General features: G+C 62.9%; 23 protein-coding genes and 1 riboswitch. Of the genes, 13 read left to right on the top strand and 10 right to left on the bottom strand.

Translation table 11 applies throughout. The annotated features are described in order from the left end of the window. Positions 1-22: 22 nt before the first annotated feature. Positions 23-439: a response regulator gene (locus NKI50_RS02450; RefSeq protein WP_348625950.1), complete on the bottom strand. Its 417-nt coding sequence runs from the start codon at positions 437-439 to the stop codon at positions 23-25. A 173-nt stretch (positions 440-612) separates the two neighbouring features. Here NKI50_RS02450 and NKI50_RS02445 point away from each other — a divergent pair, with 173 nt between their 5' ends. Beyond that, the gene (locus NKI50_RS02445; RefSeq protein ID WP_023720115.1) at positions 613-912 is read left to right on the top strand and encodes a DUF3572 domain-containing protein; all 300 of its coding nucleotides are present in this window, start codon (positions 613-615) and stop codon (positions 910-912) included. Positions 913-978: 66 nt separating this feature from the next. Here NKI50_RS02445 and NKI50_RS02440 read toward each other — a convergent pair whose 3' ends face one another. Together NKI50_RS02440 and NKI50_RS02435 are read right to left on the bottom strand one after the other, a co-directional pair. Further along, a complete protein-coding gene (locus tag NKI50_RS02440; protein ID WP_352640658.1) occupies positions 979-2,463 on the bottom strand; it encodes a hypothetical protein in 1,485 nt (494 codons plus the stop codon). Positions 2,464-2,571: 108 nt separating this feature from the next. Next, on the bottom strand, positions 2,572-3,147 hold the full coding sequence (locus NKI50_RS02435) for a GNAT family N-acetyltransferase (RefSeq protein ID WP_352640656.1): 576 nt from the start codon (positions 3,145-3,147) through the stop codon (positions 2,572-2,574). A 68-nt stretch (positions 3,148-3,215) separates the two neighbouring features. Between NKI50_RS02435 and NKI50_RS02430 the strand changes: the two genes are divergently transcribed. After that, positions 3,216-4,544 carry a DNA polymerase IV gene (locus NKI50_RS02430; RefSeq protein WP_023720118.1) on the top strand — a complete coding sequence of 443 codons (1,329 nt, stop codon included), beginning with the start codon at positions 3,216-3,218 and terminating at the stop codon, positions 4,542-4,544. A gap of 5 nt (positions 4,545-4,549) precedes the next feature. Here NKI50_RS02430 and NKI50_RS02425 read toward each other — a convergent pair whose 3' ends face one another. Next, positions 4,550-5,056 (bottom strand): hypothetical protein, encoded by a 507-nt coding sequence (locus NKI50_RS02425; RefSeq protein ID WP_352640652.1) that lies wholly within the window; start codon positions 5,054-5,056, stop codon positions 4,550-4,552. Between the two features lie 174 nt (positions 5,057-5,230). Between NKI50_RS02425 and NKI50_RS02420 the strand changes: the two genes are divergently transcribed. Next, on the top strand, positions 5,231-6,112 hold the full coding sequence (locus NKI50_RS02420; protein WP_352640650.1) for a DMT family transporter: 882 nt from the start codon (positions 5,231-5,233) through the stop codon (positions 6,110-6,112). 9 nt (positions 6,113-6,121) lie between these two features. On the opposite strand, the gene NKI50_RS02415 is transcribed toward NKI50_RS02420, so the two are convergent. The 3 genes from NKI50_RS02415 to NKI50_RS02405 all read right to left on the bottom strand — a co-directional run bounded on the left by NKI50_RS02415 (position 6,122) and on the right by NKI50_RS02405 (position 13,024). Further along, complete coding sequence (locus tag NKI50_RS02415) at positions 6,122-6,925, bottom strand: ion channel (RefSeq protein WP_352715268.1); 804 nt, start codon at positions 6,923-6,925, stop codon at positions 6,122-6,124. A 58-nt stretch (positions 6,926-6,983) separates the two neighbouring features. After that, complete coding sequence (gene dnaE / locus NKI50_RS02410; RefSeq protein ID WP_352547347.1) at positions 6,984-10,511, bottom strand: DNA polymerase III subunit alpha; 3,528 nt, start codon at positions 10,509-10,511, stop codon at positions 6,984-6,986. A 500-nt stretch (positions 10,512-11,011) separates the two neighbouring features. Then, positions 11,012-13,024 carry an acetyl-CoA carboxylase biotin carboxylase subunit gene (locus tag NKI50_RS02405; protein ID WP_023720121.1) on the bottom strand — a complete coding sequence of 671 codons (2,013 nt, stop codon included), beginning with the start codon at positions 13,022-13,024 and terminating at the stop codon, positions 11,012-11,014. A gap of 213 nt (positions 13,025-13,237) precedes the next feature. Here NKI50_RS02405 and NKI50_RS02400 point away from each other — a divergent pair, with 213 nt between their 5' ends. The 6 genes from NKI50_RS02400 (at position 13,238) to NKI50_RS02375 (ending at position 18,015) form a co-directional block, all read left to right on the top strand. Continuing rightward, the gene (locus NKI50_RS02400; protein WP_352547345.1) at positions 13,238-14,365 is read left to right on the top strand and encodes an S-(hydroxymethyl)glutathione dehydrogenase/class III alcohol dehydrogenase; all 1,128 of its coding nucleotides are present in this window, start codon (positions 13,238-13,240) and stop codon (positions 14,363-14,365) included. A 73-nt stretch (positions 14,366-14,438) separates the two neighbouring features. Continuing rightward, positions 14,439-15,008 (top strand): S-(hydroxymethyl)glutathione synthase, encoded by a 570-nt coding sequence (gene gfa / locus NKI50_RS02395; RefSeq protein ID WP_023720122.1) that lies wholly within the window; start codon positions 14,439-14,441, stop codon positions 15,006-15,008. A 66-nt stretch (positions 15,009-15,074) separates the two neighbouring features. Beyond that, positions 15,075-15,542 (top strand): YaiI/YqxD family protein, encoded by a 468-nt coding sequence (locus NKI50_RS02390; protein WP_023720123.1) that lies wholly within the window; start codon positions 15,075-15,077, stop codon positions 15,540-15,542. A gap of 4 nt (positions 15,543-15,546) precedes the next feature. Further along, positions 15,547-16,224, top strand: coding sequence for a DUF1345 domain-containing protein (locus tag NKI50_RS02385; RefSeq protein ID WP_352715262.1), 678 nt, complete (start codon positions 15,547-15,549; stop codon positions 16,222-16,224). Positions 16,225-16,325: 101 nt separating this feature from the next. Continuing rightward, a complete protein-coding gene (locus NKI50_RS02380; protein WP_023720125.1) occupies positions 16,326-17,204 on the top strand; it encodes a cytochrome b/b6 domain-containing protein in 879 nt (292 codons plus the stop codon). 1 nt (position 17,205) lies between these two features. Further along, on the top strand, positions 17,206-18,015 hold the full coding sequence (locus NKI50_RS02375) for a molybdopterin-binding protein (RefSeq protein WP_352715258.1): 810 nt from the start codon (positions 17,206-17,208) through the stop codon (positions 18,013-18,015). A 23-nt stretch (positions 18,016-18,038) separates the two neighbouring features. On the opposite strand, the gene NKI50_RS02370 is transcribed toward NKI50_RS02375, so the two are convergent. After that, a complete protein-coding gene (locus tag NKI50_RS02370; protein ID WP_352640642.1) occupies positions 18,039-18,641 on the bottom strand; it encodes a DUF3011 domain-containing protein in 603 nt (200 codons plus the stop codon). Between the two features lie 86 nt (positions 18,642-18,727). Between NKI50_RS02370 and NKI50_RS02365 the strand changes: the two genes are divergently transcribed. Then, complete coding sequence (locus tag NKI50_RS02365; RefSeq protein WP_352640640.1) at positions 18,728-19,558, top strand: transporter substrate-binding domain-containing protein; 831 nt, start codon at positions 18,728-18,730, stop codon at positions 19,556-19,558. 12 nt (positions 19,559-19,570) lie between these two features. Here NKI50_RS02365 and NKI50_RS02360 read toward each other — a convergent pair whose 3' ends face one another. After that, positions 19,571-20,569: a hypothetical protein gene (locus NKI50_RS02360; RefSeq protein WP_352547341.1), complete on the bottom strand. Its 999-nt coding sequence runs from the start codon at positions 20,567-20,569 to the stop codon at positions 19,571-19,573. A gap of 203 nt (positions 20,570-20,772) precedes the next feature. Then, positions 20,773-20,859, top strand: a riboswitch (glycine riboswitch). A 148-nt stretch (positions 20,860-21,007) separates the two neighbouring features. Between NKI50_RS02360 and gcvT the strand changes: the two genes are divergently transcribed. Genes gcvT through gcvP form a run of 3 tightly spaced genes read left to right on the top strand, consistent with a single transcriptional unit; the run spans position 21,008 to position 25,309 of the window. Next, positions 21,008-22,108, top strand: a complete 1,101-nt coding sequence (gene gcvT / locus NKI50_RS02355; protein ID WP_352640638.1) for a glycine cleavage system aminomethyltransferase GcvT — start codon at positions 21,008-21,010, stop codon at positions 22,106-22,108. Positions 22,109-22,113: 5 nt separating this feature from the next. Continuing rightward, positions 22,114-22,482, top strand: a complete 369-nt coding sequence (gcvH, locus tag NKI50_RS02350) for a glycine cleavage system protein GcvH (RefSeq protein ID WP_352482176.1) — start codon at positions 22,114-22,116, stop codon at positions 22,480-22,482. 16 nt (positions 22,483-22,498) lie between these two features. After that, complete coding sequence (gene gcvP, locus NKI50_RS02345) at positions 22,499-25,309, top strand: aminomethyl-transferring glycine dehydrogenase (RefSeq protein WP_352640635.1); 2,811 nt, start codon at positions 22,499-22,501, stop codon at positions 25,307-25,309. A 71-nt stretch (positions 25,310-25,380) separates the two neighbouring features. On the opposite strand, the gene NKI50_RS02340 is transcribed toward gcvP, so the two are convergent. Then, entirely contained in the window at positions 25,381-26,550 is a 1,170-nt protein-coding gene (locus tag NKI50_RS02340) for a GGDEF domain-containing protein (RefSeq protein WP_023720133.1), read from the bottom strand. Positions 26,551-26,703: the final 153 nt, after the last annotated feature.

Genomic DNA, 26,703 nt, shown 5'->3' with positions numbered 1-26,703 from the left:
CCGGCTCGGCTGGAAAGATACATCAGGCATCGCCCAGGTAGGATTTGATAGTTTCGATGAAACGCGGCACCGAGATCGGCTTGGAAATATATGCCTCGCAGCCGCCCTGGCGAATGCGCTCCTCGTCGCCCTTCATCGCGAAGGCGGTGACGGCGATGACCGGGATGACGTGGAGATCATCGTCCTCCTTCAACCATTTGGTCACCTCGAGGCCGGACACTTCGGGCAGCTGGATGTCCATCAGGATGAGGTCCGGCCTGTGCTGCCGCGCCAGATCCAGCGCTTCCAGGCCGTTGCGTGTACGCACCGTCTCGTAGCCGCTCGCTTCGATCAGGTCGCGAAAGAGCTTCATGTTGAGCTCGTTGTCCTCGACGATCATAACCTTTTTAGGCATCGATTTCCCGTCCCGGCTGGCCTTCCACTCGAAGGGTGCCGTCATGCGCCCCTTGTCGGCACGCACCAAACCTGTTCCCACTATACGGCAATATGATTGACGAAACGGAAACCGGCCGCCGGAAAAGCGTTCGGATTCCAGGTCGGCGAGCTTGCTGCCGGCAACACTTGCCACTACTGCGAAAACAGAACGATTCCGCCCACGAAGGAAAAGTAGCGATGGCAAACGCAGCGTCAATGCGCGAGGAAGCCGAAACCATTGCCGTAAAGGCGTTGGGCTTCGTCGCCGCCGATCCGGAACTTCTGCCCCGCTTCCTGGCGATCACCGGCATCGAGGCCCATTCCATCCGCCGGGCGGCCGGCGAGCCGGGTTTCCTGGCCGGCGTGCTGCAGTTCATCCTCGCCCACGAGCCGACGCTGATGCGTTTTTCGGAGGAAACCGGCACGCCGCCGGCCGCAGTGGGCAAGGCGTTGCGGGCACTGCCGCTCGGCGACGACAATCATGAGCATTCGACATAAGCCACGATGCCGAGACTGCGGGCAGATCGAAGAGCTTTCCGCAGACGATGGGCCACTGCTGGTGCTTTATGGCGTTGCCTCTTCCCCACTGTTGTCCGTCCCAACGGGGTCGGCCGGCTTCAGCATGGCGCCGTTGACCGTCACCGAACCGTCGGCTTTGGTGTTGATCACCCATTCAAGCCGGCCGTCCGGCAGCGTCTTGCCAAACCCTTTGATCGCCAGCGCGCCGGTAAAATACTGCGCGGCCTGCGGGTCCGTCTTCGCCGCCGTCTGCAAGGTCTCCACGATCTTGTCGTAGCCGGTGATGTCGATTGTCACGTCCGCACGCGGCTTCTTGCCGGGGAAGGTCATCTCGCCTTCCATCGCAATCTCGATGTTGCCGTTCTTGATCGTGCTGTGTCCGAGAATGGCCTTTGGCGTCTTGGCCAGGAAATCGGCGGAGATCTGGTTGCCGAAATCTGCCGGCAGCGGTGGATCCTTGCTGAAATCAAGGGTTTCGATGGTTTTCTTCGCCATGCTGTCCAGATCGATGTTGGCGCCGCCGAAGTTGAGGTCGATATCCGTCGGCAGCAACGCAACGCTCCAGCTGGGCAGCACCTGCTGCGGTATTGTCAGGCCGGAAACCTTGAACGCGTAGTTGATCTTGCCTTCCTTGGCGATGCCGTCCATGCCGACAGCGGTATTCAGTTGCGTCGCACCGAACTTGCCGACCGGACTCTCCACCACAAGGTCCTTGAAGCCGTAGGTGCCGTCGATCCGCTCCCACAACGGCAGTGCTGCCGTCAGAAGCGATTTGAACTCCGCCCCATCCGCCTTGAATTTGGCTGCATCATCAGTCGCCACGATGAAAGCAAGCAGGTCGAGCAGCGGCTTTGTCCGCAAACCCTTGCCGGCCGCATCCACAGAAAGTTCAGGCGCTTTTACAGCAGCCGGAAAACTCAACCCACTTTTGGGATCGTTGACTTTGATCGTTTCGGCGAAGTTCGTTATTTTTTCCGTCACCGTGAAATCGACGCCGCCGTTTGCGGATTTGGTCGAAACTATTACGGCAGTGCCAGGACCGACCGTGACATCCGCCTGCTGCTTGGGCTCTCGGGTGGTCATCGTCATGCCAGCCATCGAACCGGTTGCGCTCGCGAAAGCGGCCAGGTCGGGGTCATAAACTCCGGTGAACTTGTTGTCCGACACGGAGAGGTCGATGTGCTGCGCCCCCTCAGGGCCAACGAAATCGATAGACCCCTTCGGGGACACGTCCGCCGAAACGTCCCAGTGTCCATCTTTGCGCGGCTTGACCAAGATGAAGTAAGGCGTGATGTCGAACTTGAAGGCTTGCGGCTTTGCCATCAAATCCGTGACTGGCTTGAAGTCGAATGCGAGCTTGTAGGCATCGCCGTCGACTGAAATTTTCACGAACCCGATATCGAACAGCTTCTTTCCGATATAGCGCGCCAGATCGTCGGAAAGCCGCTTCGCCCCTTGCCTGTCGACCGCTTGGCCGAAGGCCGGTCCGCTGCAGGCAAGCAGTAAAACAAGTGGCAAAACGCGCTTCATGTCGATCCTCACTTATTCGCGGCCGTCAAACCGTTTCTATCACTGGTAGGGAATTACCATCACAACCGCAAGGCGAGCCGGACGGATCGATGTCGCCCGCGGCATTGCCTAAAGCACCAGCCGCACCAGCGGCCGGCCCGGCTTGCGCTCGACCAATCGCTGGAACCCGGCCTTTTCGAAGACCCGCGACGAGCCGACGAACAGCCCGATCGAGCGCGAATCCTTCGATAGATCGATCGGGCAGGCCTCGATCAGCCGGGCACCATTTTCCCGTGCGAAGTCGATGCCGCCTGTGACCAGGCGGTGCGACAGGCCCCTGCCGCGTGCCCTGGCGCGGATGAAAAAGCAGGAGATCGCCCAGACGCCGGGATCGGTGGCATCGACGGGGTCGAGCGGCGCCGACCCCCTGCCCTGGTTGTTCCATTCGGGCACATCGGCGCGCGGGCCGATCTGCATCCAGCCGACCGCCTGACCACCCTCGAAGGCCAGCAGGCCGGGCGGCGGCCCGGCCTCGATCCGGGCCTTGATATGATCCTTGTTGCGCTCCCGGTCGCTTGCGCGGCGCGCTGCCGGCGACAGCCGGAAATGTGTGCACCAGCAGCCGTAGCAGGCGCCTTGCTTACCGAAAAGATCTTCGAAATCCGCCCAAAGCTCGGGCACTAGCGGCGCTATGGTCGTATTCATGAGCTCTCTCCCGGCCCACCGCCTTGTCGTGGCGTCCGTCCTGACGTACCATTGCATTTGTTCTCTTTATGTTCGCAGCGATGGCGGCCCCTGTCAACAATCCCGAACACGGTTTTTGCCGCGACTGCCTGAATTTTCAGCGCAGCGAGGCACGCCGTTGCGAGCGCTGCGGCAGTCCGCGGCTTGCGCGCCATCCCGAGCTTTACCGGCTGCGCCTTGCCCATATCGATTGCGACGCGTTCTACGCGGCGGTCGAAAAGCGCGACAACCCGGCATTGAAGGACCGGCCGTTGATCATCGGCGGCGGCAAGCGCGGCGTCGTCTCCACCGCCTGCTATATCGCCCGCATCCATGGCGTGCGCTCGGCAATGCCGATGTTCAAGGCGCTCGAAGCCTGCCCGGACGCGGTGGTCCTCCCGCCGGACATGGAAAAATACGTCCGCGTCGGCCGCGAGGTGCGCGCCATGATGCAGGCGCTGACGCCGCTGGTCGAGCCGCTCTCGATCGATGAGGCCTTCCTCGACCTCGCCGGCACCGAGCGCCTGCATGGCCTGCCGCCTGCGGTGGTGCTGGCGCGCTTCGCTCTCAGCGTCGAAAAGGAGATCGGCATCACCGTTTCGGCAGGCCTGTCCTATTGCAAGTTCCTGGCCAAGGTGGCCTCGGACTTCCGCAAGCCGCGCGGCTTTTCGGTGATCGGCGAGGCCGAGGCTATCGGCTTCCTGGCCGAGCAGCCGGTGACGCTGATCTGGGGCGTCGGCAAGGCCTTTGCCGCCACGCTCGAGCGCGACGGCATCCGCACCATCGGCCAGCTGCAGCGCATGGAACGCGGCGACCTGATGCGCCGCTATGGCGTCATGGGCGACCGGCTCTACCGGCTTTCGCGCGGCGAGGACGACCGCCGCGTCGTTCCCGACCAGGACGCGAAAAGCGTCTCGGCGGAAACCACTTTCGACACCGACATCGCCTCCGTCGAGGAACTGGTTTCGGTGCTGAGGGCGCTGGCGGAGAAAGTCTCGGCCCGGCTGAAAAAATCCGGCATTGCCGGACGCACCGTCGTCCTCAAGCTGAAGACCCAGGATTTCAAGATCCGCACGCGCAATCGCCAGCTCGGCGATCCGACCCGGCTGGCCGACCGCATCTTTCAGACCGGGCTCGAGCTGCTACGCAAGGAAGCGGATGGCACGAAATACCGGCTGCTCGGCATTGGCGTCAGCGATCTCTCCGACGATGACCGGGCGGACCCGCCCGACCTGGTCGACGTCAAGTCACGCAAGCGCGCCATGGCCGAAGGCGCCATCGACACGCTGCGCGGCAAGTTCGGCCGCAGGGCGGTGGAAACCGGCTATACCTTCGGCAAGGGCCGTGATGCGCACCCGCCCGAACCGATCGAGGAGTGATAGTGCTAAGTGCGCCGCAGATCGATCCGGCTGGTAATCACGCGCTCGCCGGTTTTCGGGTCGACGTCGATAACGGTCAGCCGCATGCCGTCCTCGCCGTTCTTCTCGACCGTCATTTGCGCCTTGCGATCGCCATTGACCTCCTTGGCCCAACGGATGCCGAGATTGATTGCGTTGCCGGATCGGCTGCCGCTCAATTGCGCCGGCCCGGTGCGCGATCCGACATAGGTGCCGCTGTATTTCGTCCCGTTGGACCTGAGGTCCGCGCTGATGTCGCGCGTTACCAAAATAAGACCGCGGCAGCTGCCGTCGAGCGACAATGAGTTCGAAGTCGCGTCGGAATTGAAGTGACAGGAGACATTCACCGTCGGCGCATCGGTGGTGACCTTGACGATGCCTTTGCCGGCGAAATTCCCCTGGAATGAGCGAAGAAAATCCGGATCGTCGGCATGCGCTGCGCCGGCCCCGGCCGTCAGGCAGCCGGCAAGTACAAATCGTGCGAGTGATTTCATCGGACCGCTCCTCGTTGGTATCCAAAACACGGCACGCAAACACTGAGGGACCAACGCTTCCCTCAGCGGCGGGTTCCGGCTTCAACATCACTGTTTGCAACGCTTCACGGCTGGCCCAGTCGAATGCGTCGGCTAGCGGTTGCGATGAAAGCCCCGGCTTGCGACATAGCGCCCATGGCACCCGCACCCTCGATCCCCAAGGCCGCGTTCTGGATGGCGCTGTCGATCGCCTCGTTCCTGGCGATGTCGGTCGCCGGCCGGGCCACGACGGCAGAGCTCAACGTCTTCCAGGTGCTCGAGCTGCGCTCGGTGATCGGCTTTTTCATCCTGCTGCCGCTGGTCATGATGTCAGGCGGTTTTCCGGCGATGCGCACCGGGCGTCCGCTGGCCCATATTGCCCGCAACGTCGTCCACTATACCGGCCAGGCTGCCTGGCTTTACGCCTTGACGCTGATCCCGCTTGCGGTGCTGATCTCGATCGAATTCACGACGCCGATCTGGACCGCCCTGCTGGCGGTCGCTTTCCTCGGCGAAAGGCTCTCCCGGCCACGGCTTGCGGCAATCGTGCTGGGGCTGATCGGCGTGATGATCATCGTGCGCCCGGGCGTCGGTGCGGTCAATCCGGGGCATGTTATCGTGCTGGGAGCCGCAGTCTGCTTCGGCGTCTCGGTGGTTCTCGTCAAGTCGCTGACGCGGACGGACAGCGTCGTGCGCATTATCTTCTGGATGCTGATCATCCAGTCGGTGCTTGGCCTCGTCCCGGCGCTATACGAATGGCGCAACCCGCCGCTCGAGCTCTGGCCGTGGATCCTGCTGATCGCGTTTACCGGCATGTCGTCGCATTTCTGCATGGCCCGCGCACTTGTCTATGCCGATGCGACGGTCATCTCGCCAATGGACTTTTTGCGCGTACCGCTGTCGGCGGTGATCGGATGGCTGCTTTATCACGAGCAGATCGACGCCTTCACCGCTGGCGGTGGCGCGCTGATCCTGCTCGGCAATCTGCTCAATCTGCAGAAAAAAGCCGCCAAACCGGCTGAGGTCGCAGCATCGTAGCCCTGCAATTCAATCGCCATCGTCGGGTATGTTCAGAACGTGCCCACAGGCCTTGCAATGGACGGCGTCGGGCTCGTGCCGCTGCAGCCCGCATTGCGGGCAAGGAAAGAACACCTTGGTGGGACGGAAGAGCGCCTGCGCAAGCCTGACGAACAGCGATATGCCGATGATCATGGTGGCGATCGCGGTGAGCTTGCCGGCCACGCCGGGCAGGACGATGTCACCGAAGCCGGTCGTGGTAACTGTGGCGACGGTGAAATACAGCGCATCGACATAGCCCTCGAGACCGCCCACGGTGCGGAAGAAGAAGGTGTAGACGAAGCCGGTGATGACAAAGAGGAACGTCAGGAAATTGATGACCGCGCGGCTCGCCTCGCGCCATCGCCTGAAGCCGCGCATCTCGAGAAATCGCCACAGCGCGCCGCTACGCGACAGCGACCACAGCCGCAGGATGCGCAAAAAACCGAGATTGGCCAGCGCCGTAGGCATCAGCAGAGTCAGCAGGATGAAGGCATCGATCCACGACGCCGGCTGTCTCATCAGGCGCAGCATGTCGTTGGAGGCAAGCAGCCGGGCAATCATGTCGGCGGCGACGAGTGCTGCCACGGAGTAGTCCAGCCAGAGGAACGAGGACGACCTCTGGATCACCGGCGTGGCAATAAAAAAGGCAATGATGGCGAGGTCGATGACAACAGCCGCAAGCTGAAACCGGAACGCCGCCGCTGTGCGCCCGTGATACAGCTTGCGCAGCATGTCGCGGAGCCGCGCCAAGGCTGAAGAATCCTGCGCTCCACTCTTGTCTATTGCATTCATGGCGACTGCGATAACGTTTGGGCCACCAGCCGTCCAGTGTTGCCAGCCGGGCAGCCGGCTACACCAGCTCCACTTCCACCACGCCTGGCACAGCGCGCATCGCCGACGCGATCTGCGGCGAGACGCGGTAGCGGTTGGGCAACTCAATCTCGACCTCGCCCTCGCCGCCTTCCTTTATGACGATGATGCTCACCTGACTGTCGCCACGCTGCCCAAGTTGCGATTGGATTGTCGATGCCGGTGCGTCATTTCTGACGAAGATGCGCAGCGCTTTCTGGATGCGGCTTGCCTCGTCCTCCAGCGACTGCACGGTCTGGATGCGCAGATTGACGCCTTCCGGCCTGTCCTCGGCCGAAACGGTGATCACCACCGAGCGGCCGGGTTCGAGCAGATCGCGGTATTGCGCCAGCCCCTCGGAAAACAGCACCGCTTCATACTGGCCTGACGTGTCGGAAAACTGCACGACGCCCATCTTGTTGCCGGTGCGCGTCTTGCGCTCCTGCTTGGTGGTGACCGTACCAGCGAGCCGGCCGGCGGCAGCACCGCGTTTGACGGCGGCCGAAAACTCGCCCCAGGTCTGCACCCGCATTTTCTGCAGCGCCGCCTTGTATTCATCGAGCGGATGCGCCGAGAGATAGAATCCGACCACCTGGAATTCGCGGTGCAGGCGGTCGGCGGCGAGCCAGGGGTCGGTCGCCGGCAGGTTGAGCGCCTGCGACTGTGCGCCAAGCGAAGCGCCAAAAATGTCATGCTGGCCGGTGACGGCATTCTGCTGCGCCAAGGACGCCAGCCCCATCATCCGCTCGACGCCGGCCATCATCGCCGCGCGGTCATGACCGAAGCAGTCGAGCGCGCCGGCCATGATCAGGCTTTCGAAGACGCGCTTGCCGACGATCTTGGGATCGACCCTTTCGCAGAAATCGGCCAGGCTCTTGAACGGTTTTTCGCCGCGCGTGGCGACGATGTGCTCGACCGCCGCGTCGCCGACGCCCTTGAGCGCGGCCAGCGAATAGAAAATGCGGTTCTCGCCGACCTCGAAATCCCGGAACGACGTCATCACCGACGGCGCCACCACCTCGATGCCGAGGCGCAGCGCATCCTGGCGGAAATCGGCGAGCTTGTCCGTATTGCCCATGTCGAGCGTCATCGATGCGGCCAGGAATTCGACCGGGTAATGCGCCTTCAGATAGGCGGTCTGGTACGACACGACGGCATAGGCGGCAGCATGCGATTTGTTGAAACCGTAGTCGGCGAACTTTGCCAGCAGGTCGAAGATGAAGTCGGCTTGCGGCTTGCCGACGCCGCGCTCGACCGCACCGGAAACAAAGCGCTCGCGCTGCTTGTCCATCTCGGCGCGGATCTTCTTGCCCATGGCGCGGCGCAGCAGATCGGCTTCACCCAGCGAATAGCCGGAAAGCTCCTGCGCGATCTGCATCACCTGTTCCTGGTAGACGATGACGCCTTGCGTCTCCTTGACGAGATGGTCGATCTTCGGGTGGATCGACGCCATCTCCTCCTCGCCATGCTTTCTGGCGTTGTAGGTCGGGATGTTCTCCATCGGCCCCGGCCGGTAGAGCGCGACCAGCGCGATGATGTCCTCGATACAGTCGGGCCGCATGCCGATCAGCGCCTTGCGCATGCCGGCACTTTCCACTTGGAACACGCCGACCACCTCGCCGCGCGACAGCATGGCGTACGTTTCCGGGTCGTCGAGCGGAATGTGGGCGAGATCGATCTCGATGCCGCGGCGGCGGATCAGCTTAACCGCCCTGTCCAGCACCGTCAGCGTCTTCAGCCCAAGGAAGTCGAATTTCACCAGCCCGGCCTGCTCGACATACTTCATGTTGAACTGTGTGACCGGCATGTCCGAGCGCGGATCGCGGTACATCGGCACCAGTTCCCACAGCGGCCGGTCGCCGATAACGATACCGGCGGCGTGCGTCGAGGCGTGGCGGTAGAGACCTTCCAGCTTCTGCGCCGTGTCGAGCAGCGTTTGTACGATCGGCTCCCGCTCGGCCTCTTCGGCAAAGCGCGGCTCGTTGGCGATGGCGTCGGCGAGCTTGACCGGATTGGCCGGGTTCGACGGCACCATCTTGCTCAGTTTATCGACCTGACCATAAGGCATCTGCAGCACACGGCCTACGTCGCGCAGCACCGCGCGTGCTTGCAGCGTGCCGAAGGTGATGATCTGGCCGACCTGGTCGCGGCCGTATTTCTGCTGGACGTAGCGGATGACCTCCTCGCGCCGGTCCTGGCAGAAGTCGATGTCGAAGTCGGGCATCGACACGCGGTCGGGATTGAGGAAGCGCTCGAACAGCAGCGAAAAGCGCAGCGGATCGATGTCGGTGATGGTCGTCGAATACGCAACCAGCGAGCCGGCGCCCGAACCGCGGCCCGGCCCGACCGGAATGCCTTGCGCCTTGGCCCATTTGATGAAGTCGGCAACGATCAGGAAATAGCCCGGATATTTCATCTTCTCGATGACCCCGAGCTCGAAATCCAGTCTTTCGCGATATTGGTCGGCCGTGTAGCCGGGTGTGAGCCCATGCGCCGCCAGCCGTGCCTCCAGCCCTTCATGCGCCTGCCGGGCAAGCTCCTGCGCCTCCGCTTTAACCGCCGCGTCGGCGTCGGCGACATCGCGGCCGGCAAAGCGCGGCAGGATCGGGTTGCGGGTCTTCGGATAGTAGGAGCAGCGCAGCGCGATCTCGACGGTGTTGTCGATTGCTTCCGGCAGGTCGGCGAACAGCCTCGCCATATCGGCCTGGCTTCGCAGGAAGTGGTCGGGTGAAAGGCGGCGGCGATTGTCGGCCGCAACCACGGAGCCTTCGGCGATGGCGATCAGCGCGTCATGCGCCTCATAGTCTTCACGAGAAAAGAAAAACGCCTCGTTGGTGGCAACCAGCGGCAGATCGTGGCGGTAGGCGAGGTCGACCGACGACTGCTCGATCGTGCGGTCGTAGCCGGACACGCGCTCCAGCTCGACATAGAGCCGGTCGCCGAACAGGCCCTTGAGCGCCAGGAGCCGGGTCTCGGCGAGTTCGCGGCGGTCCTCTTTCAAGGCATTGCCGATCGGGCCTCGCGGCCCGCCCGTAAGGCAGATCAGACCGTCGGAGTGGCCCTGCAGCATCTCGGTCGTCAGATGCACCGCTTCGCCGGGCGGTGTCTCGAGGTAGACGCGGCTGACCAGCCTGACCAGATTGCCGTAGCCGGCCTCGGTTGCGGCGATCAGTACGACGGGCCGCATCTCCGGTCCTTGCTGCCTGCGGTCGCGCTGGCTGTCGCTCGCCTCGCCGGAAAAGGCGAGGTCGATCTGGCAGCCGATGATCGGCTGGATGCCGTCCTTCACGGCTTTCTGGGCGAATTCCAGCGCGCCGAACAGATTGTTGGTATCGGTGACGGCTATTGCCGGGCATTCATCCTGCACCGCATGGCCGACGATCTTGCCGAGTTGCAAGGCACCTTCGAGCAGCGAATAGGCCGAATGCACGCGCAGATGAATGAACCGACGCGCCGCCTGCTCCGCCCGCGACGCCTTTGCATAGGCCTCGCGCAGCAAGGGATCGCGTGGAAGTCTCTCATTCGCCATGGTTTTTTCGCGCCGCCTCACAAGGACTCAGTCGATGAAGATGTATTGTCCGGCACCGGGTAACACGAGTCCAGCGGAAGCGATTGGAGCTTTGGAAGTTTAGAGCAACCGCTGAAGCTGCCAATCTCCCCCCTCTTGGGCCCCTCGTGGGGGAGATGTCCGGCAGGACAGAGAGGGCGCTGTCCCGCCGACCTCAGGCCGGAAACAAAAAACCCGCCACAGCGGGCGGGTCGTTGGAGCCAATTAGCACCATACCCAGATTAGTAGCATAGCTGCCGGCACAAAGCAAGAACAAAATACGCCACGACGGCAAAAAGCGAATTCCTCACGGCCTCGCCTGTCCCTCCTCCACTGAGCGTGCCAACCCATTGCAAGGTCGCGTTTCTTCGCGCCCCTCTCTGTCCTGCCGGACATCTCCCCCACGAGGGGGGAGATTGGCCGTCACCTCGGCTTTCGCTAATCTCCAACGTCCCAGGCCGGCGCCGAGGCGGATTTCAGCCTCACGCGAATTGCATGATCACCGCATCGACCGCAAGGCTGTCGCCGGGCTTGGCGTTGAGCTTCGATACGATGAGATCGCGCTCGGCGCGCAGCACGTTTTCCATCTTCATCGCCTCGACCACCGCCAGCGTCTCGCCGGCCTTGACCTCCTGCCCCTCGGCAACCGCAATCGACACGACGAGGCCAGGCATCGGGCAGAGCAGCATCTTCGACGTGTCCGGCGCCACTTTTTCCGGCATCAGCCTTTCGAGTTCGGCGGTGCGCGGCAGCATGGCGCGGGCTGTCACAGACATGCCTTTCCAGGCAAGGCGGAACCCGTTCAGCACCGGCCTGACCTGCGCCGCGACTTTGCGGCCGCCGACCGTGCCGCGCCAGATGAGATCGCCCGGCCGCCAGTCGGAGGTCACCCTCAGTGCCTTGTCGCCGTCGATTGTGAGGTCGAGCTCCATCGGAATGGAAATCATGCCTTCGACGATGGCGACCGAAAGATAATCCCGGCCGATCTTCACCGCCCAATCGCGTTTCAAGGCGCCGGAATGCGGCGCCAGCCGCCCGCCCAGCCGGTCGAGCCGGTCGCGGCGCACCAGTTCGACCGCGGTGGCGATCGCGGCCAGCACCGCTTTCTCCTCGGCGTCTGGCACGATCGGCGCGAAGCCGTCTGGGTATTCCTCGGCGATGAAAGCGGTCGATATCAGCCCTTCCCGCCAGCGCGGATGCTGCATCAGCGCCGCCAGGAACGGTATGTTGTGCTCGATGCCGTCGACAACGAACCTGTCCAGCGCTTCCGACATCGCATCCATCGCCGCAAGCCGTGTCGGCGCCCAGGTGCACAGCTTGGCGACCATCGGATCATAGAACATCGAGATTTCCGAGCCTTCGGTAACGCCGGTATCGTTGCGGATGACGATTTCGCCAAATTGCCCCTCTTCCGGCGGCCGGTATCTCGTCAGCCGGCCAATCGACGGCAGAAAGTTGCGATACGGGTCTTCGGCATAGAGGCGGCTTTCCACCGCCCAGCCGTTCAGCTTGACGTCGCCCTGCTTGATGGCGAGCTTTTCGCCGGCTGCCACGCGGATCATCTGCTCGACCAGGTCGATGCCGGTGACCAGTTCCGTCACCGGATGCTCGACCTGCAAGCGCGTGTTCATTTCCAGGAAATAGAAGTTCTTGTCGCTGTCGACGATGAATTCGACCGTGCCGGCGCTCTGGTAGTCGACCGCCTTGGCCAGCGCCACCGACTGCTCGCCCATGGCTTTGCGGGTCTTGGCATCGAGGAACGGCGACGGCGCCTCCTCTACGACCTTCTGGTTGCGGCGCTGGATCGAGCATTCGCGCTCGCCGAGATAGAGCGTGTTGCCATGCGCGTCGGCAAGCACCTGGATTTCGATATGGCGCGGATCGACAATGAACTTCTCGATGAAGACGCGGTCATCACCGAACGAGCTTTTGGCTTCCGACCGCGCCCGGTCGAAGCCGTCGCGCACCTCTGCCTTGCTCCAGGCGATGCGCATGCCCTTGCCGCCGCCGCCGGCCGAGGCCTTGATCATCACGGGATAGCCGATTTCGCCGGCGATCTTTTCGGCATGGGCGGCGTTTTCGATGACGCCGAGCCAGCCGGGCACCGTCGAAACCTTGGCGGCGTTGGCGAACTTCTTCGATTCGATCTTGTCGCCCATTGCCTTGATGGCCTTGGGCTTCGGGCCGATGAAGACGATGCCTTCCTGCTCCAGCGCCTCGCAGAAGGATGCCCGCTCGGACAGGAAACCGTAGCCGGGATGCACGGCCTCGGCCCCTGTCGCCTTGCAGGCGGCGATGATCTTTTCCGGGGCCAGATAGCTTTGCGCGGCGGGAGAAGGGCCGATATGCACCGCCTCGTCAGCCATTTCGACATGCACCGCGTCGCGGTCGGCGTCGGAATAGACCGCGACGGTGGCGATGCCCATCTTGCGCGCCGTCTTGATCACACGGCAGGCGATCTCGCCACGGTTGGCGATCAGGATCTTTGTGAACATGCAGGCCTCGTCCCTCGGCTGCCCTTCTTTTCTGGGCTTCCCGTTTTATGGGCTTCAGGGGGCCGGTCAAGGCAAAGTCGGAGCCTATCCCGGACGCAAATCGGCGAGCTCTGACGAAAATCCGGGATCAGAACGTCGCTTCGTGCATAGCGCAGAGCTGAGTGGTAAGTTAAATCTAACCTGGATTGCAGACTGCCATGGGAGGATTGCCTGATGAAAACGCGCGCCGCTGTCGCCGTCGCCGCCGGAAAGCCGCTGGAGATCATGGAGGTCGACCTCGAAGGTCCCCGTGATGGCGAGGTGCTGGTCGAGATCAAGGCAACCGGCATCTGCCACACCGACGAGTTCACACTGTCGGGCGCCGACCCGGAAGGCCTGTTTCCGGCGATCCTCGGCCATGAGGGCGCCGGCATCGTCGTCGACGTCGGCAAGGGCGTCACCTCGGTCAAGAAGGGCGACCATGTCATCCCGCTTTATACGCCGGAATGCCGGCAGTGCCCGTCCTGCCTGTCGCGCAAGACCAACCTCTGCACCGCCATCCGTGCCACGCAGGGTCAAGGCTTGATGCCTGACGGCACGTCGCGCTTCTCGATCGGCAAGGACAAGCTGTTCCACTACATGGGCTGCTCGACTTTCTCCAATTTCACCGTGCTGCCCGAGATTGCGGTGGCCAAGGTCAATGCCGACGCCCCCTTCGACAAGATCTGCTACATCGGCTGCGGCGTCACCACCGGCATCGGCGCGGTGATCAACACGGCCAAGGTCGAGCAAGGCGCGACCGCTGTCGTCTTCGGCCTTGGCGGCATCGGCCTCAACGTCATCCAGGGCCTGCGCCTTGCCGGCGCCGACATGATCATCGGCGTCGACCTGAACAACGACAAGAAGGCCTGGGGCGAGAAATTCGGCATGACGCATTTCGTCAATCCGAAGGAGATCGACGGCGATATCGTGGCTCATCTCGTCAACATGACCAAGCGCGGCGCCGACCAGATCGGCGGTGCCGACTACACGTTCGACTGCACCGGCAACACGAAAGTCATGCGGCAGGCGCTTGAATCGTCCCACCGTGGCTGGGGCAAGTCGGTCATCATCGGCGTTGCCGGCGCCGGCCAGGAGATCTCGACGCGGCCGTTCCAACTGGTCACCGGCCGCACCTGGATGGGCACTGCGTTCGGCGGCGCGCGCGGCCGCACCGACGTGCCGAAGATCGTCGACTGGTACATGGACGGCAAGATCGAGATCGATCCGATGATCACCCACACGCTGAAGCTCGAGGACATCAATAAGGGGTTTGACCTTATGCATGAAGGCAAGTCGATCAGGAGCGTGGTAGTTTACTGAGGAGGAGGAGAAAGCCGCCGGCCAATCAGCCAGCGGCCGAAAATGCACATGTTCAACAAGGGAGGAGACAAAAATGCCGGAAAAACTGCATCCGAAAATCGACAATGGACTGCCCAGGGAAAAGGCCGACTTTGCCGGCGGGACGCTGGTCTGCGCCTGCACCAGCAATCCGGTCAAGGTGAAGGTCAAGGGCCAGATCGCCCACAACCATGCCTGCGGCTGCACCAAATGCTGGAAGCCGGAAGGCGCACTGTTCTCGGTCGTGGCGGTGGCCGGTACAAGCGACGTGACGGTCACCGAAAACGGCGACAAGCTGAGGATCGTCGATCCGGGCGCGCTGATCCTGCGCCATGCCTGCACCGGCTGCGGCGTCCACATGCACGGCCCGGTCGAGCGCGACCACGCTTTCAAGGGGCTGTCCTTCATCCATCCGGAGCGCTTCCAGGAGGACGGCTGGTCGCCTCCGGGCTTCACCGCCTTCGTCTCGTCGATCATCGAATCCGGTGTCGATCCGAGCCGTATGGACGGCATAAGGTCACAGCTGAAGTCGATCGGGCTCGAGCCTTATGACTGCCTCAATCCAGGTTTGATGGACTATATCGCCACCTGGACGGCGAAGAGATCTGGCGCGTTGCCGGCCTAGTAGCCGCTCGACTATCATCGATCGAGCCGGGCGACGTCGCCCGGCTCTTTCACATTTGGAACAACGATGCCCGCACCCGCTATTCTCGTCGATGCCGATGCCTGCCCAGTGAAGGCCGAGGTCGAAAAGGTTGCCGAGCGGCACGGCATCGTCGTCACCTTCGTCTCCAATGGCGGCTTGCGTCCATCGCGCGATCCGATGATCCGCAATGTCGTCGTCTCCAAGAGCGCCGACGCCGCCGACGACTGGATCGTCGAAAATGCCCGGCCCAACGACATCGTGGTGACCGCCGACATCCCGCTTGCCGCGCGCGCGGTGGCACTTGGCGCCCATGTACTCGGCCCGACCGGGCGCCCGTTTACGCCGGAGACGATCGGCATGGCGGTGGCGATGCGCGACCTCAAGCAGCACCTGCGCGAGACCGGCGAAAGCAAGGGCTACAATTCGAGCTTCGCGCCGCAGGATCGCTCGCGGTTTCTCGGCGAACTTGACCGCATCTTGCGGCGAGCGCTGAAATCCGCCTCAGCGGACTGAAACCATGACGACCGGTACCCCCACCAAGATGCCCATGCAACGCCACACGCCGTTCGCGCTGTCGGCCTGCATCGGCGTGGCAGCCTTCGCCGCAGCGCTGATCTGGCGTGCGCCGCTTGCCTATTCGATCGGCGCCAATGTGTTCTTTGCCGCCTATCTCTGTCTTGTCGTCGCTCACATGCCGCGGCTTACTGGCAGCTATCTGCGCAAGAATGCAGGCGACACGGACCTGCCGGTGCTGGCCATCTTCGCGGTCACGCTGGTTGTGGTCGCAATTGCCATCATCTCGTTGTTTCAATTGATCAACAGGGAGAAGAGCGCGGATCCCGTCGAGCTTACGGTGGCGTTGTTGTCTATCCCGCTTGGCTGGTTGACCATCCATGCGATGGCGGCACTTCACTACGCACATCTCTATTGGTTGGACGGCGACGCGATGGATGGCGACACCAAAAAGAAAATTCCGGTCGGCGGCCTCGACTTCCCGGGCGGCAAACGGCCGGAAGGCTCGGATTTCCTCTATTTTGCGACAGTGATCGGCATGACGGCGCAAACTGCCGACACCAACATCACAACCTCGCAAATGCGCCGTGTCGTGCTTGTGCATTCGATCCTGTCGTTCTTCTTCAACACGGTGACCGTGGCAGCCGCGGTCAACCTCGCAGTCAGCCTCGGCAGTCCGTAATAAATCCGGGATCGGGTGAAACATCGCTTAAGCTGGCGACGTATTGGGAGGAGAAGAGATCTGACAGGCCGCGGCGAACGTGCGGCCGGAGGGAACAACAGATGGAATCGCTGGCCAGAAACCAAGCCGCCGAAGCAGATACCGCCGCGCCGAGCGATGCGACGCTGATCTATCGGCAGTCGCGCTGGACGCGGCTGACGCATTGGCTATGGGCGATCGCGCTGTTCTTCATGCTGCTTTCCGGTCTGCAAATATTTAACGCCCGCCCACAGCTCTACATCGGCAAGGAGTCGGGCTTTGGCTATAACAACACCATCTTCGCCATCGGCGCCGAGAACACGGTGACCGGCCCGCGCGGCTACACCGAGATCTTCGGCAAGCGCTTCGATACCACCGGCGTGCTCGGCTGGTCGGGTCCGGCCGGCCAGGAGACCTCCCGCGCCTTCCCGTCCTGGGCGACGATCCCTTCCTACTACGATCTCGGCACCGCGCGCGTCGTTCATTTCTTCTTCGCCTGGGTGCTGACCACCACGCTGCTGGTCTGGCTGGTCGCCAGTCTGATCAACGGCCATTTGCGGCGCGATCTTGCCCCGCGCCTCGATGATTTCAGGCGGCTGCCGCGAGACATTGTCGACCACGCAAGGTTCAGGTTCCACCACACGCGCGAATACAACACGTTGCAGAAGATGGCCTATGGCGGCGTGCTGTTCGTGCTGCTGCCGCTGATGATCATCACCGGCCTGGCCATGTCGCCGAGCATGAACTCGGTGCTGCCATTCCTGAACGACCTGCTCGGTGGCCGGCAGACGGCACGTACCATCCACTTCACGGTGATGCTGCTGCTCGTCGCCTTCTTCGTCATCCACATCCTGATGATCCTGGCCGCCGGCCCGATCAACGAGCTGCGTTCGATTATCACCGGCTGGTATCGAACCGACCCGCCGGCGAATGGCGACAAAGCACCCGAGAGGAGCGCCTGACATGGCGAAATTCGAGATCAGCCCCAAGCTACAGATAAGCCGAAGAAAGTTCCTGACCTCGGCCAGCTTGGGCCTTTCCGGCATCATGCTTTCGGGCTGCGATGCCTTCGACAGCCAGCTTGGCGTCGGCGACGGCCTGCGCAGTTTCCTCGAAAGCGCCAATGGCCTGACCTGGCGGGCGCAGCGGCTGCTTGCCGGCCGTGACGCGCTGGCGCCGGAGTTCACCGAGGCCGACATTCGCCAGCCGCAGCGGCCGAACGGCGTCACAGCGCCCGACGACGATTTCTACAAGGGCCTGCTCGCCAACGATTTCGCCGACTGGCGGCTGGAGGTTTCCGGCCTCGTCGAAAAACCGCTGTCGCTGAGCCGCGACCAACTGATGAACATGCCGAGCCGCACCCAGATCACCCGCCACGACTGCGTCGAGGGCTGGAGCTGCATTGCCAAATGGACCGGCACGCCGCTGTCGCTGGTGCTCGACCAGGCGGTGGTCAAGCCGCAGGCGCGCTACGTCATGTTCCACTGCCTCGATACGATCGACCGCAGCCTTGCCGGCGATATCAAATATTACGGCTCGATCGACCTGATCGATGCCCGTCATCCGCAAACGATCCTTGCCTATGGCCTCAACGGCAAGCCGTTGCCGGTCGAGAACGGCGCGCCGCTGCGCGTCCGCGTCGAGCGCCAGCTCGGCTACAAAATGCCGAAATACCTCACCAAGATCGAGCTGGTCGACGGCTTCGCCAATGTCGGCGGCGGCAGAGGCGGCTATTGGGAGGACAATGGCTACGACTGGTACGGCGGCATCTGACCGAAACCTGACTTAAGCCTCATCTAACTGTCGTCGTCGCTGTCGTCGCCGTCGCTGCGCAGGGCCGGATTCAGATCAGGATTGTCGTCAGGGGTAACAAGCTTCCCCAGCCCGTGCGGTCCTTGGTAGTTGCCGTGGGTATCGAAGTTGGGATTGCCCTGATTGTCGAATTGCGGCGTCGGATCGATCGATTGGTCGTAACGGCGCGGGCGCGGCTTCGGATAGTAATTGTCGGAATGATGGCGGTGCGAATTGCCGTCGTCGAGAATGGCGCCTACCACGCCGCCGACGATAATGGCTGCAGCGACGTCGCCAGCAGAGGGATTGCGGTTGGGGCCGGCGACTGCGAATTCGGCCGAGCAACCATTGTCGACCCAGATGCCGCCGCCGTCATAGCCCCAGCTTCTACCATATACGCAACGCGCCTTCGAAAGCCTGGAGGTCAACTGCACGCCACGTCGCGTATCGATCCCGCAATAGGAATAGCGGTAATCGGCGCTGGAGCAGACCATGCGTTTTGCCCCCGCAGCCTGCGCTGCCGCCGGCAGCAACGAAAGCTTCGCCGGGTTGCCCAGGATGCAAACCAGGAACATCATCGAACTGCTAACCGCCATCCGTGCCGACATCGCAACTCTCCATCAGGGTCCGCTATCGACAGAATGGCACCTCTGTGTAAATCTGACAACCGGACGGGCTCAGCGAGGTTATATTAATGCGCGCTAAGATGATCGCCACAACTATACTTGCCCTTTCTGCCTGGTTGGCTTTGTCGCTGCTGCCAGCCCGGGCGGATGACAGCCTCAAGCGCATCATCGACCAGAAGACACTGACGGTCGGCGTGGCGCTCAACCCGCCATGGATCCTCAAGAAGGCCGACGGGAAGTTCGCCGGCTATGATGTCGACCTGACCAATGCGCTGGCGTCTGATCTCGGCGTCGACCTGAAGCTGGTCGAGGTGCATTGGAACGACCTCAAGACACGACTGCTCAAGGGTGATTTCGACATGATCGCGGCGGGCTACGCCAGCACGCCGGAACGCGCACGCGAGGTGGTGTTCTCCAACCAGACCGGTACCGCCGATATCCGCATGGTTGCGACGATCGCCAGCCTTGGGAAAAGGCCGGGAAAGGCAGTAGCGGCGCCGGGATACAAGATCGCCGTGTTGTCCAATTCCACCGATGAAGCCGCCGCGAAGGAAGCTTTTCCTAAGGCGACCATCCTGTCTTTCGACAATACCTCAGATGTTTTCGCCGCGATCATCGGCGGCGACGCACAGGCGATGGTCGCCACATCGCCAACGCCGCAAATGGCCGCCAGGCTCTATGACGCGAAATTGAAAATGGTGGGCGGTCCGCTGTTGCGGACGCCGGAGGCGTTTGCCATGCGGCCGGACGATGTCCGCCTCATCCAATACGTCAACAACTGGATCGGCGCGCGTACCGCTGACGGCACCATAGGCGGCGTGCGCCGCTACTGGTTCGGCAGCTTCAAATGGATGTCGCGGTTCGACACCGGCGCCAAGCCGGAACCTGCCAAGCAATAGGTTGGCGACCTGTTATGCGACCTTGTCGATCAGCGGCTTGAGCGCCGGGTGGATTTCCGGCGAGGCGTGCTTGATCAGCGTCAGCAACGCACGCTCGTTCTCCTGCAGCGGCCGGTCGCCGATGTGTTCAGCCAGCCATTTCGCCTCGCCGGCATCGACCGTCTCGGCGCGGCGGGCCAGAGCCTCGGCTGCGTTGTTCCTCGATTCCCATTCGGCCTCGACGTCGCCCGGTGAACGATAGGCCTCCATAATGCCGGACAGGCCACCCGACACCATGCGGCTGAAGAAACCGCCGATCTCCGGATCGGCCTGCTCGAAAAAAGCATCCCGGCGCAGCGCCACATCGCGCACCGGCGCTTCGTAGCCGGCCGAACACATGACGAAATTGGCGATCGCCTTGACGAACAGATCGTTCCACGACGGATCATTGTCGCCCGCCACTGTCCGCTCGTTGATCTTGAACAGCACCTCGGCCTCGGCGCGGCTGATGGCGATGTTGCCATCGCCGCCATAGGCGTAAAGGATGCGGCGCAACAGCTCGACCTCAGCCTTGGCTATCGACCCAGGGATAAGCCTGCCGCCGGTCGTCAGCGGCCCCTTGCCATCCACGACCGCATGAGCGACCTGCTCCAGCGCATAGCCGGAAAGCGTGCTCGGCGATGATTTGGCAACTTCCAGCACGTGCACTAGCAGCTCGAGTTCGGTTCGGCTGTCAACCATGCCGTCGCGCGAAATCGCCCGGATCAGCCAGTCGGCATTGTCCTGGGAAACATAGCCGGCCGGCTGTTCCTGGTGGACGATGAAGTCGGTGACGGCCTCGACGAAAAACTCGAGCCATTCCGCGCATTTGTCCCTCGCCGTCGCGTCGAGCGCAAACAGCGCCTCGGCCTCGCCGCGCGTTACCACGCCGTCGCCGAACACTTCGCCGCGCAGCATGACCACGTCTTCCGCCGTGATCCGATTTTTCGAGGTCAGCCCGGCCACTGGCGCGCTCATGATCAATTCGCCCATTTTGTTCCCCGCCCGCCGCCGGCAATTGCCGGCCCTTATCCGGCATATCAGCAAGGTCTTGAGAAACCGGCAAGCGGCGTGGTTAGCGAAGGCTTGCCTGTAAAGAAGGCCCGCAGAAGACTGCCAGTAAAAATGTCGCTGGCAGGTGACAAGGTGTCGTCCACGGGCTATGGATGACGAGTCGAGGGCTCTTAACCGAGTCCTACCTGTTTGCGGGAGAGAGCAGCGAGAGCTGCCGCCGAAGGGGAAATCGCCCGAAATCTCTCAGGCAAAAGAACCGTAGACGGGAAAGACACTCTGGAAAGTCGGGGCTTGCCCCCGCGCCGAAGGTGTAAGCGCTGCCGACAGAGTTACGGGGCGCGAGTCTCTCAGGCTTCAGACAGAGGGGCACGGACTGGTCGCCATTCGCGACCGCTTGCGTGCGACTCTGGAGATGACATGACGGGCGACGACACCAAACACCTTCCCCTCGAAGATCTGCACATGGCAGCCGGTGCGCGCTTCGGCGCCTTCGCCGGCTGGTCGATGCCGCTGACCTATCCGGCCGGCGTGATGAAGGAGCATCTTCACAGCCGCGAGCATGCCGGCCTGTTCGACATCTCGCACATGAAGCTGTTCGAAATCAGCGGCCCGGGCGCAGCAGCGCTTCTGAACCGCGCCTGCCCGTTCGATGCCGGCGCGCTTCAGGTTTCCCAGTCCAAATACACGTTCTTCCTCAATGAGGCCGCCGGAATACTCGACGATCTGATCGTCACCAAGCTCGGCGTCGAGCGCTTCATGATGGTCGCCAATGCCGGCAACGCCGCCGCCGACGAAAAGCATCTGCGTGAACTTGCCGAGGATTTCGACGTGAAGGTGGACGCGCTCGACCGCGTCTTCCTGGCCATCCAGGGCCCCGAGGCATGGGCTGCCCTTTCCCGCGCCGGCATCGAGACCGGTTCGCTGGTGTTCATGCACGGCATCGAGCCGCGCGAAAACTGGTTCATGAGCCGGTCGGGCTATACCGGCGAAGACGGTTTCGAGATCGGCCTGCCGGAAGCGGACGCGCGAACCCTCGTCACCAGGTTGCTCGAGGACGAGCGAGTGATGTGGATCGGCCTTGCCGCCCGCGACAGCCTGCGGCTCGAAGCAGGACTGTGCCTGCACGGGCTGGACATCACGCCGGAGATCGATCCGGCGAGCGCCGGGCTGATGTGGGCCATCCCCAAGGAGGTTCGCGCCTCTGGCGCGTTCATCGGCGCCGATGCATTGCGCGCCATCCTGGAGCGCGGCCCGGCGCAAAAACGCGTCGGCCTGAAGCCGGACGGCCGCCAGCCGGTGCGCGCCGGTGCTGCCCTTTTCGACGCCGACGGCAACCCTGCCGGCCATGTCACCTCAGGCGGCTTCGGCCCCTCGGCCGGTCATCCGGTGGCAATGGGCTACGTCCGGACGCCGCTTGCCAAGCCCGGCACAAGACTGTTCGCCGATGTCCGCGGGACGAAAATCCCGGTCGACATCCACCCCTTGCCCTTCACGCCCCATCGCTACCGCAAAGGATGATTTCAATGGCAAAGACCTATTTCACCGAAGATCACGAATGGCTTCGCGTCGAGGGCGGCATCGCCACCGTCGGCATCACCGATTACGCGCAGCAGCAGCTCGGTGACCTCGTCTTCGTCGAACTGCCTGAGCCAGGGAAAAAGCTGGCCAAGGGCGATACGGCCGTGGTGGTCGAATCGGTCAAGGCGGCATCGGACGTCTACGCACCGGTCGACGGCGAGATCACCGAAGCCAACACCGCGCTGTCGGCCGATCCTTCGCTCGTCAATTCGGCGGCAACCGGCGACGGCTGGCTGTGGAAGATGAAGCTGGCCAATGAGAGCCAGCTCGACGGCCTCCTCGATGAAGCCGCTTACAAAGCCCATATTGGTTGATAGCAGGACCAGCAAGATGACCGCAGCACCCTACCCCTTCTCGGCTCGCCATATCGGCCCGGGCCTCCAAGACGTCAGAGCCATGCTGGCCACGATCGGCGTTCCCTCGGTCGAGACGCTGATCAGCCAGGCAGTGCCGAAGTCGATCCGGCTCGACCGTCCATTGGCCTTGCCCGCCGCTGCAAGCGAAGCGGAAGCGCTGACCGAGCTCGCGGCGACGATGGCAAAGAACACGGTGCTGAAGAGCTTCATCGGTACCGGCTATCATGGCGTCCACGTGCCGCCGGTGATCCAGCGCAACCTGTTCGAGAACCCGGCCTGGTATACGGCTTACACGCCTTACCAAGCCGAGATCAGCCAGGGCCGGCTGGAAATGCTGTTCAACTTCCAGACGCTGGTCACCGAGCTGACCGGCTTGCCGGTGGCGTCGGCCTCGCTGCTCGACGAGGCGACGGCGGTGGCCGAAGCGGTCGGCATTGCGCTGCGCCATCATCGCGACAAGCGCACCAAGGTGGCACTGGCCGGCACGCCGCACCCGCAGACGCTGGACGTCGTTCGCACCCGCGCCGAACCGCTCGGCATCGAGGTCGACGGCGAGGTGATCGACGACAACACCGCCGCCCTGCTGGTCTCCTGGCCCGATACATTCGGCGTCTATGGCAATCACAAGGCAGCGATCGACAAGGCCCGCGCTGCCGGCGCGCTGGTCGTCTTCATTGCCGATCCGTTGGGCCTGACGCTGACCGACGCGCCAGCCAGGCTTGGCGCCGACATCGCCGTCGGCCCGATGCAGCGTTTTGGCGTGCCGATGGGCTTTGGCGGGCCGCACGCCGCCTATTGCGCCGTGTCCGACAGGCTGACGCGGCTGATGCCCGGCCGGCTCGTTGGCCAGTCGACGGACAGCAAGGGCCGTCCCGGATATCGCCTGGCCTTGCAGACACGCGAGCAGCATATCCGCCGCGACAAGGCGACCTCCAACATCTGCACCGCACAGGCGCTGCTCGCCAACATGGCGACGGCCTATGCGATCTGGCATGGCCCTGCCGGGCTGCAGGCGATTGCCGGCCGCGTCCACACGCTGGCCAACCGCCTGGCTGCCGGCCTCAAGGCAGCAGGCGTTTCGGTGCTCGGCGGAAGCCGCTTCGACACGGTGACCGTGGAACTGAAGGGCAGAGCCGCCGCACTTGCCGCCGCCGCCGAGAAGACCGGCCGGCTGCTGCGTGTCATCGACGCCGACCATGTCGGCATCAGCTTTGACGAGACCTCCACCGAGGCCGATCTGGAGGCGATCGCAGCACTTTTCGGCACCAAGGCCGGCGTTGCCGCCGGCAGTTCCATGCCAGGAAAACCGCGCGGCAAGGAGTTCCTCACCCAGCCCGTCTTCCGCGAAAACCACTCGGAAACCGACATGATGCGCTTCTTGCGCCGGCTGTCCGACAAGGACCTGGCGCTCGACCGCGCCATGATCCCGCTCGGCTCCTGCACCATGAAGCTCAACGCCGCCGCCGAAATGATGCCGGTAAGCTGGCCCGATGTCGCCAACCTGCATCCCTTTGCCCCGGCGAGCCATTCGGTAGGCTATCGCGCCATGATCGACGAGCTGGAAGGCTGGCTGGCGGAGATCACCGGCTTCGACGCGGTGACCCTGCAGCCCAATGCCGGCAGCCAGGGCGAATATGCAGGGCTGCTCGCCATTCGCGGCTATCATTTGTCGCGTGGCGAAGGCCATCGCACCGTCTGCCTGATCCCGTCCTCGGCGCATGGCACCAATCCGGCAAGTGCGGCCATGGCCGGCATGAGTGTCGTCGTCGTGCGCTGCACCGAGGACGGCAATATCGACATGGAAGACTTGCAGGCCAAGGCGGCCGAGCATGCAAAAGACCTCGCGGCGCTGATGTTCACCTATCCTTCGACGCATGGTGTTTTCGAGGAAGGCGCGCGCGACCTCTGTGCGCTCGTCCACAGCCATGGCGGCCAGGTCTATTTCGACGGCGCCAATCTCAACGCTCTGGTCGGCCTCGCCCGTCCCGGCGATATCGGTGCCGATGTCTGCCACATGAACCTGCACAAGACCTTCTGCATTCCACATGGCGGCGGCGGCCCCGGCGTCGGCCCGATCGGCGTCAAGGCGCATCTGAAGCCATATCTGCCCGGCCACGTCACCGAAGGCTCGGCCCATGCCGTGGCGGCGGCACCGTTCGGCAGCGCCTCGATCCTGCCGATCACCTGGATGTATATCCGCATGATGGGCGCTTCCGGCCTGAAGCAGGCGACCGAGACGGCGATCATCTCCGCCAACTACGTGGCGACGCGGCTTGGCGAGCATTTCCCCCTGCTTTACAAGGGGCGCAACGGACGCGTTGCGCATGAATGCATCCTCGACACCCGCGTGCTCAAGGACAGCGCCGGCATCAGCGTCGACGATATCGCCAAGCGGCTGATCGACTATGGCTTCCACGCACCGACCATGTCGTTCCCGGTGGCCGGCACGCTGATGGTCGAGCCGACCGAATCCGAGCCCAAGCGCGAGCTGGATCGTTTCTGCGAAGCCATGATCGCCATAGCCGGCGAGGCAGCCAAGGTGGCGAAGGGCGAATGGCCCTTGGCCGACAATCCTCTGGTCAATGCGCCACATACCGCCGCCGAGGCGTTGGCCGGCCAGTGGACCCATCCCTATTCGCGCCTGGAAGCGGCCTACCCCGCCGGCGATGCCGATACGGCGGCAAAATACTGGCCACCGGTGTCACGCATCGACAACGTCGCTGGCGACCGCAACCTGGTCTGCTCCTGCCCGCCGCTGTCGGAATATCTGGGTGCGGCGGAGTAGACCATGATCCCGAAGAGTGGAATCCGGTTTTCGGACAAGATCATGGTCTAACAAGAAGATAGAAGCCTCAATCAGGCAGAACGCAAGGCCGGCCCGTCGGCCTTGCTCGCCCTGTCCCGGGCGATGACGCGATTTCGCCCGGCGCGCTTTGCCGCATAGAGCGCGGCGTCGGCTTCGGCCAGCACATCATCGAGACCGGTGCCGCTCGTCCCACCAAAGCCGATGCCGCCGCTGACTGTGCTTCGCAACGGACCAAGCTGGGTGGCCACGACTTCCGTACCGAAGGCGACGCTGATCTTGCTCGCAATGTCATAGGCCTTTTCTTCCGTCATCCGCGACATGACGAGCACGAATTCCTCGCCGCCCAGCCGGAAGGCGTCGACGCCGGTTCTGGCGTATTTCCTGATGACGGCGGCAAAGCGGCGCAGGACCTGGTCGCCGACCGGATGACCGAATACGTCGTTCGTCCTTTTGAAATGGTCGAGGTCGAACATGGCGACGGACATAAACGGACCGAAGACCCGCTCGCCGTAGAGTGCCGTTAACGCCCGCCGGTTCATCAGCCCGGTCAATGGATCGGTCATCGTCTCGGCCTTCAATTCGATCTGCGCCTGCAAATGGTGCAGGGAGAGCGTTAATGCGCCAAGCCCGGTCATGCAGGCGACGGCTACGACGGAATTCACCCGCTCGGCCCAATTGTCCGGTGCTACGCCGAGCACCCACTGGCCCTTGACCAGCAGGACCGCGCCGCAAAGTCCGAACGACAGCGCACAGACGCCGCTCAGGAACGATACGACCAGCAATATCCGGCGATCATGACCACCCTCAATCCAGAACATCGCCCCGATAAGCGAGAGTAGCGCCGTTACCGTCGCGTAGGTGACAATGAAGCCGACACCATCAAACCCGAGATACGTCGCGCCCGCGCAAACAGCCATCGCAGCCAAGGTCGGCAAGATGGCGCGCCTATAGTCGCGCATGCTGAGATATTGCATGGCCGACAGGCAGATAATCAGGAAGCCGAGGCTGAGAAGAGCAAGCACGATCTGGCAAAGCCAGGGGCTTGGATCTCTTGTGTAATGCCAAAACAAGACCACATGTGCGACGAGCACGAGAATGCCGCACGCCACCGTCAGCACAAAGCGTGCCTGTGGCGCGGTGAACCAGATCGCAAACATGGTGATGCTGAGGCACGTGCCCGACAGCGCCGCTGCGAGCAGGAGCGAACTGTAATCCAACATGCTTAAGCGACAGCCTCTTGAGGGTTTCGCTGCATTCTAGGTCAGCGACAGTCCGCGGATATCGTTTTTCAGCCAACCTTGCGGCGTAACCTTCGGACAAGGTTTACAAAGCGTCGATGCTCCAAGCTTCGACCCCATTTCCGCCGCTTGGTT

The organism is Mesorhizobium sp. M0563 (assembly GCF_040321065.1).
Lineage (GTDB): Bacteria > Pseudomonadota > Alphaproteobacteria > Rhizobiales > Rhizobiaceae > Mesorhizobium.
Note: the sequence above shows the minus strand (reverse complement) of the source record. Positions and strands in the feature narration are given on the sequence as shown.

Coding starts and splice junctions, on each gene's coding strand:
- NKI50_RS02370 (WP_352640642.1), bottom strand. CDS start 18,641: ATGTCGGCACGGATGGCGGTTAGCAGTTCGATGATGTTCCTGGTTTGC.
- NKI50_RS02380 (WP_023720125.1), top strand. CDS start 16,326: ATGGAATCGCTGGCCAGAAACCAAGCCGCCGAAGCAGATACCGCCGCG.
- NKI50_RS02400 (WP_352547345.1), top strand. CDS start 13,238: ATGAAAACGCGCGCCGCTGTCGCCGTCGCCGCCGGAAAGCCGCTGGAG.
- gfa (WP_023720122.1), top strand. CDS start 14,439: ATGCCGGAAAAACTGCATCCGAAAATCGACAATGGACTGCCCAGGGAA.
- gcvH (WP_352482176.1), top strand. CDS start 22,114: ATGGCAAAGACCTATTTCACCGAAGATCACGAATGGCTTCGCGTCGAG.
- NKI50_RS02340 (WP_023720133.1), bottom strand. CDS start 26,550: ATGTTGGATTACAGTTCGCTCCTGCTCGCAGCGGCGCTGTCGGGCACG.
- NKI50_RS02405 (WP_023720121.1), bottom strand. CDS start 13,024: ATGTTCACAAAGATCCTGATCGCCAACCGTGGCGAGATCGCCTGCCGT.
- NKI50_RS02430 (WP_023720118.1), top strand. CDS start 3,216: ATGTTCGCAGCGATGGCGGCCCCTGTCAACAATCCCGAACACGGTTTT.
- NKI50_RS02425 (WP_352640652.1), bottom strand. CDS start 5,056: ATGAAATCACTCGCACGATTTGTACTTGCCGGCTGCCTGACGGCCGGG.
- NKI50_RS02420 (WP_352640650.1), top strand. CDS start 5,231: ATGGCACCCGCACCCTCGATCCCCAAGGCCGCGTTCTGGATGGCGCTG.
- NKI50_RS02450 (WP_348625950.1), bottom strand. CDS start 439: ATGACGGCACCCTTCGAGTGGAAGGCCAGCCGGGACGGGAAATCGATG.
- NKI50_RS02415 (WP_352715268.1), bottom strand. CDS start 6,925: ATGAATGCAATAGACAAGAGTGGAGCGCAGGATTCTTCAGCCTTGGCG.
- dnaE (WP_352547347.1), bottom strand. CDS start 10,511: ATGGCGAATGAGAGACTTCCACGCGATCCCTTGCTGCGCGAGGCCTAT.
- gcvP (WP_352640635.1), top strand. CDS start 22,499: ATGACCGCAGCACCCTACCCCTTCTCGGCTCGCCATATCGGCCCGGGC.
- NKI50_RS02385 (WP_352715262.1), top strand. CDS start 15,547: ATGACGACCGGTACCCCCACCAAGATGCCCATGCAACGCCACACGCCG.
- NKI50_RS02435 (WP_352640656.1), bottom strand. CDS start 3,147: ATGAATACGACCATAGCGCCGCTAGTGCCCGAGCTTTGGGCGGATTTC.
- NKI50_RS02375 (WP_352715258.1), top strand. CDS start 17,206: ATGGCGAAATTCGAGATCAGCCCCAAGCTACAGATAAGCCGAAGAAAG.
- NKI50_RS02365 (WP_352640640.1), top strand. CDS start 18,728: ATGCGCGCTAAGATGATCGCCACAACTATACTTGCCCTTTCTGCCTGG.
- NKI50_RS02390 (WP_023720123.1), top strand. CDS start 15,075: ATGCCCGCACCCGCTATTCTCGTCGATGCCGATGCCTGCCCAGTGAAG.
- NKI50_RS02360 (WP_352547341.1), bottom strand. CDS start 20,569: ATGGGCGAATTGATCATGAGCGCGCCAGTGGCCGGGCTGACCTCGAAA.
- NKI50_RS02440 (WP_352640658.1), bottom strand. CDS start 2,463: ATGAAGCGCGTTTTGCCACTTGTTTTACTGCTTGCCTGCAGCGGACCG.
- gcvT (WP_352640638.1), top strand. CDS start 21,008: ATGACGGGCGACGACACCAAACACCTTCCCCTCGAAGATCTGCACATG.
- NKI50_RS02445 (WP_023720115.1), top strand. CDS start 613: ATGGCAAACGCAGCGTCAATGCGCGAGGAAGCCGAAACCATTGCCGTA.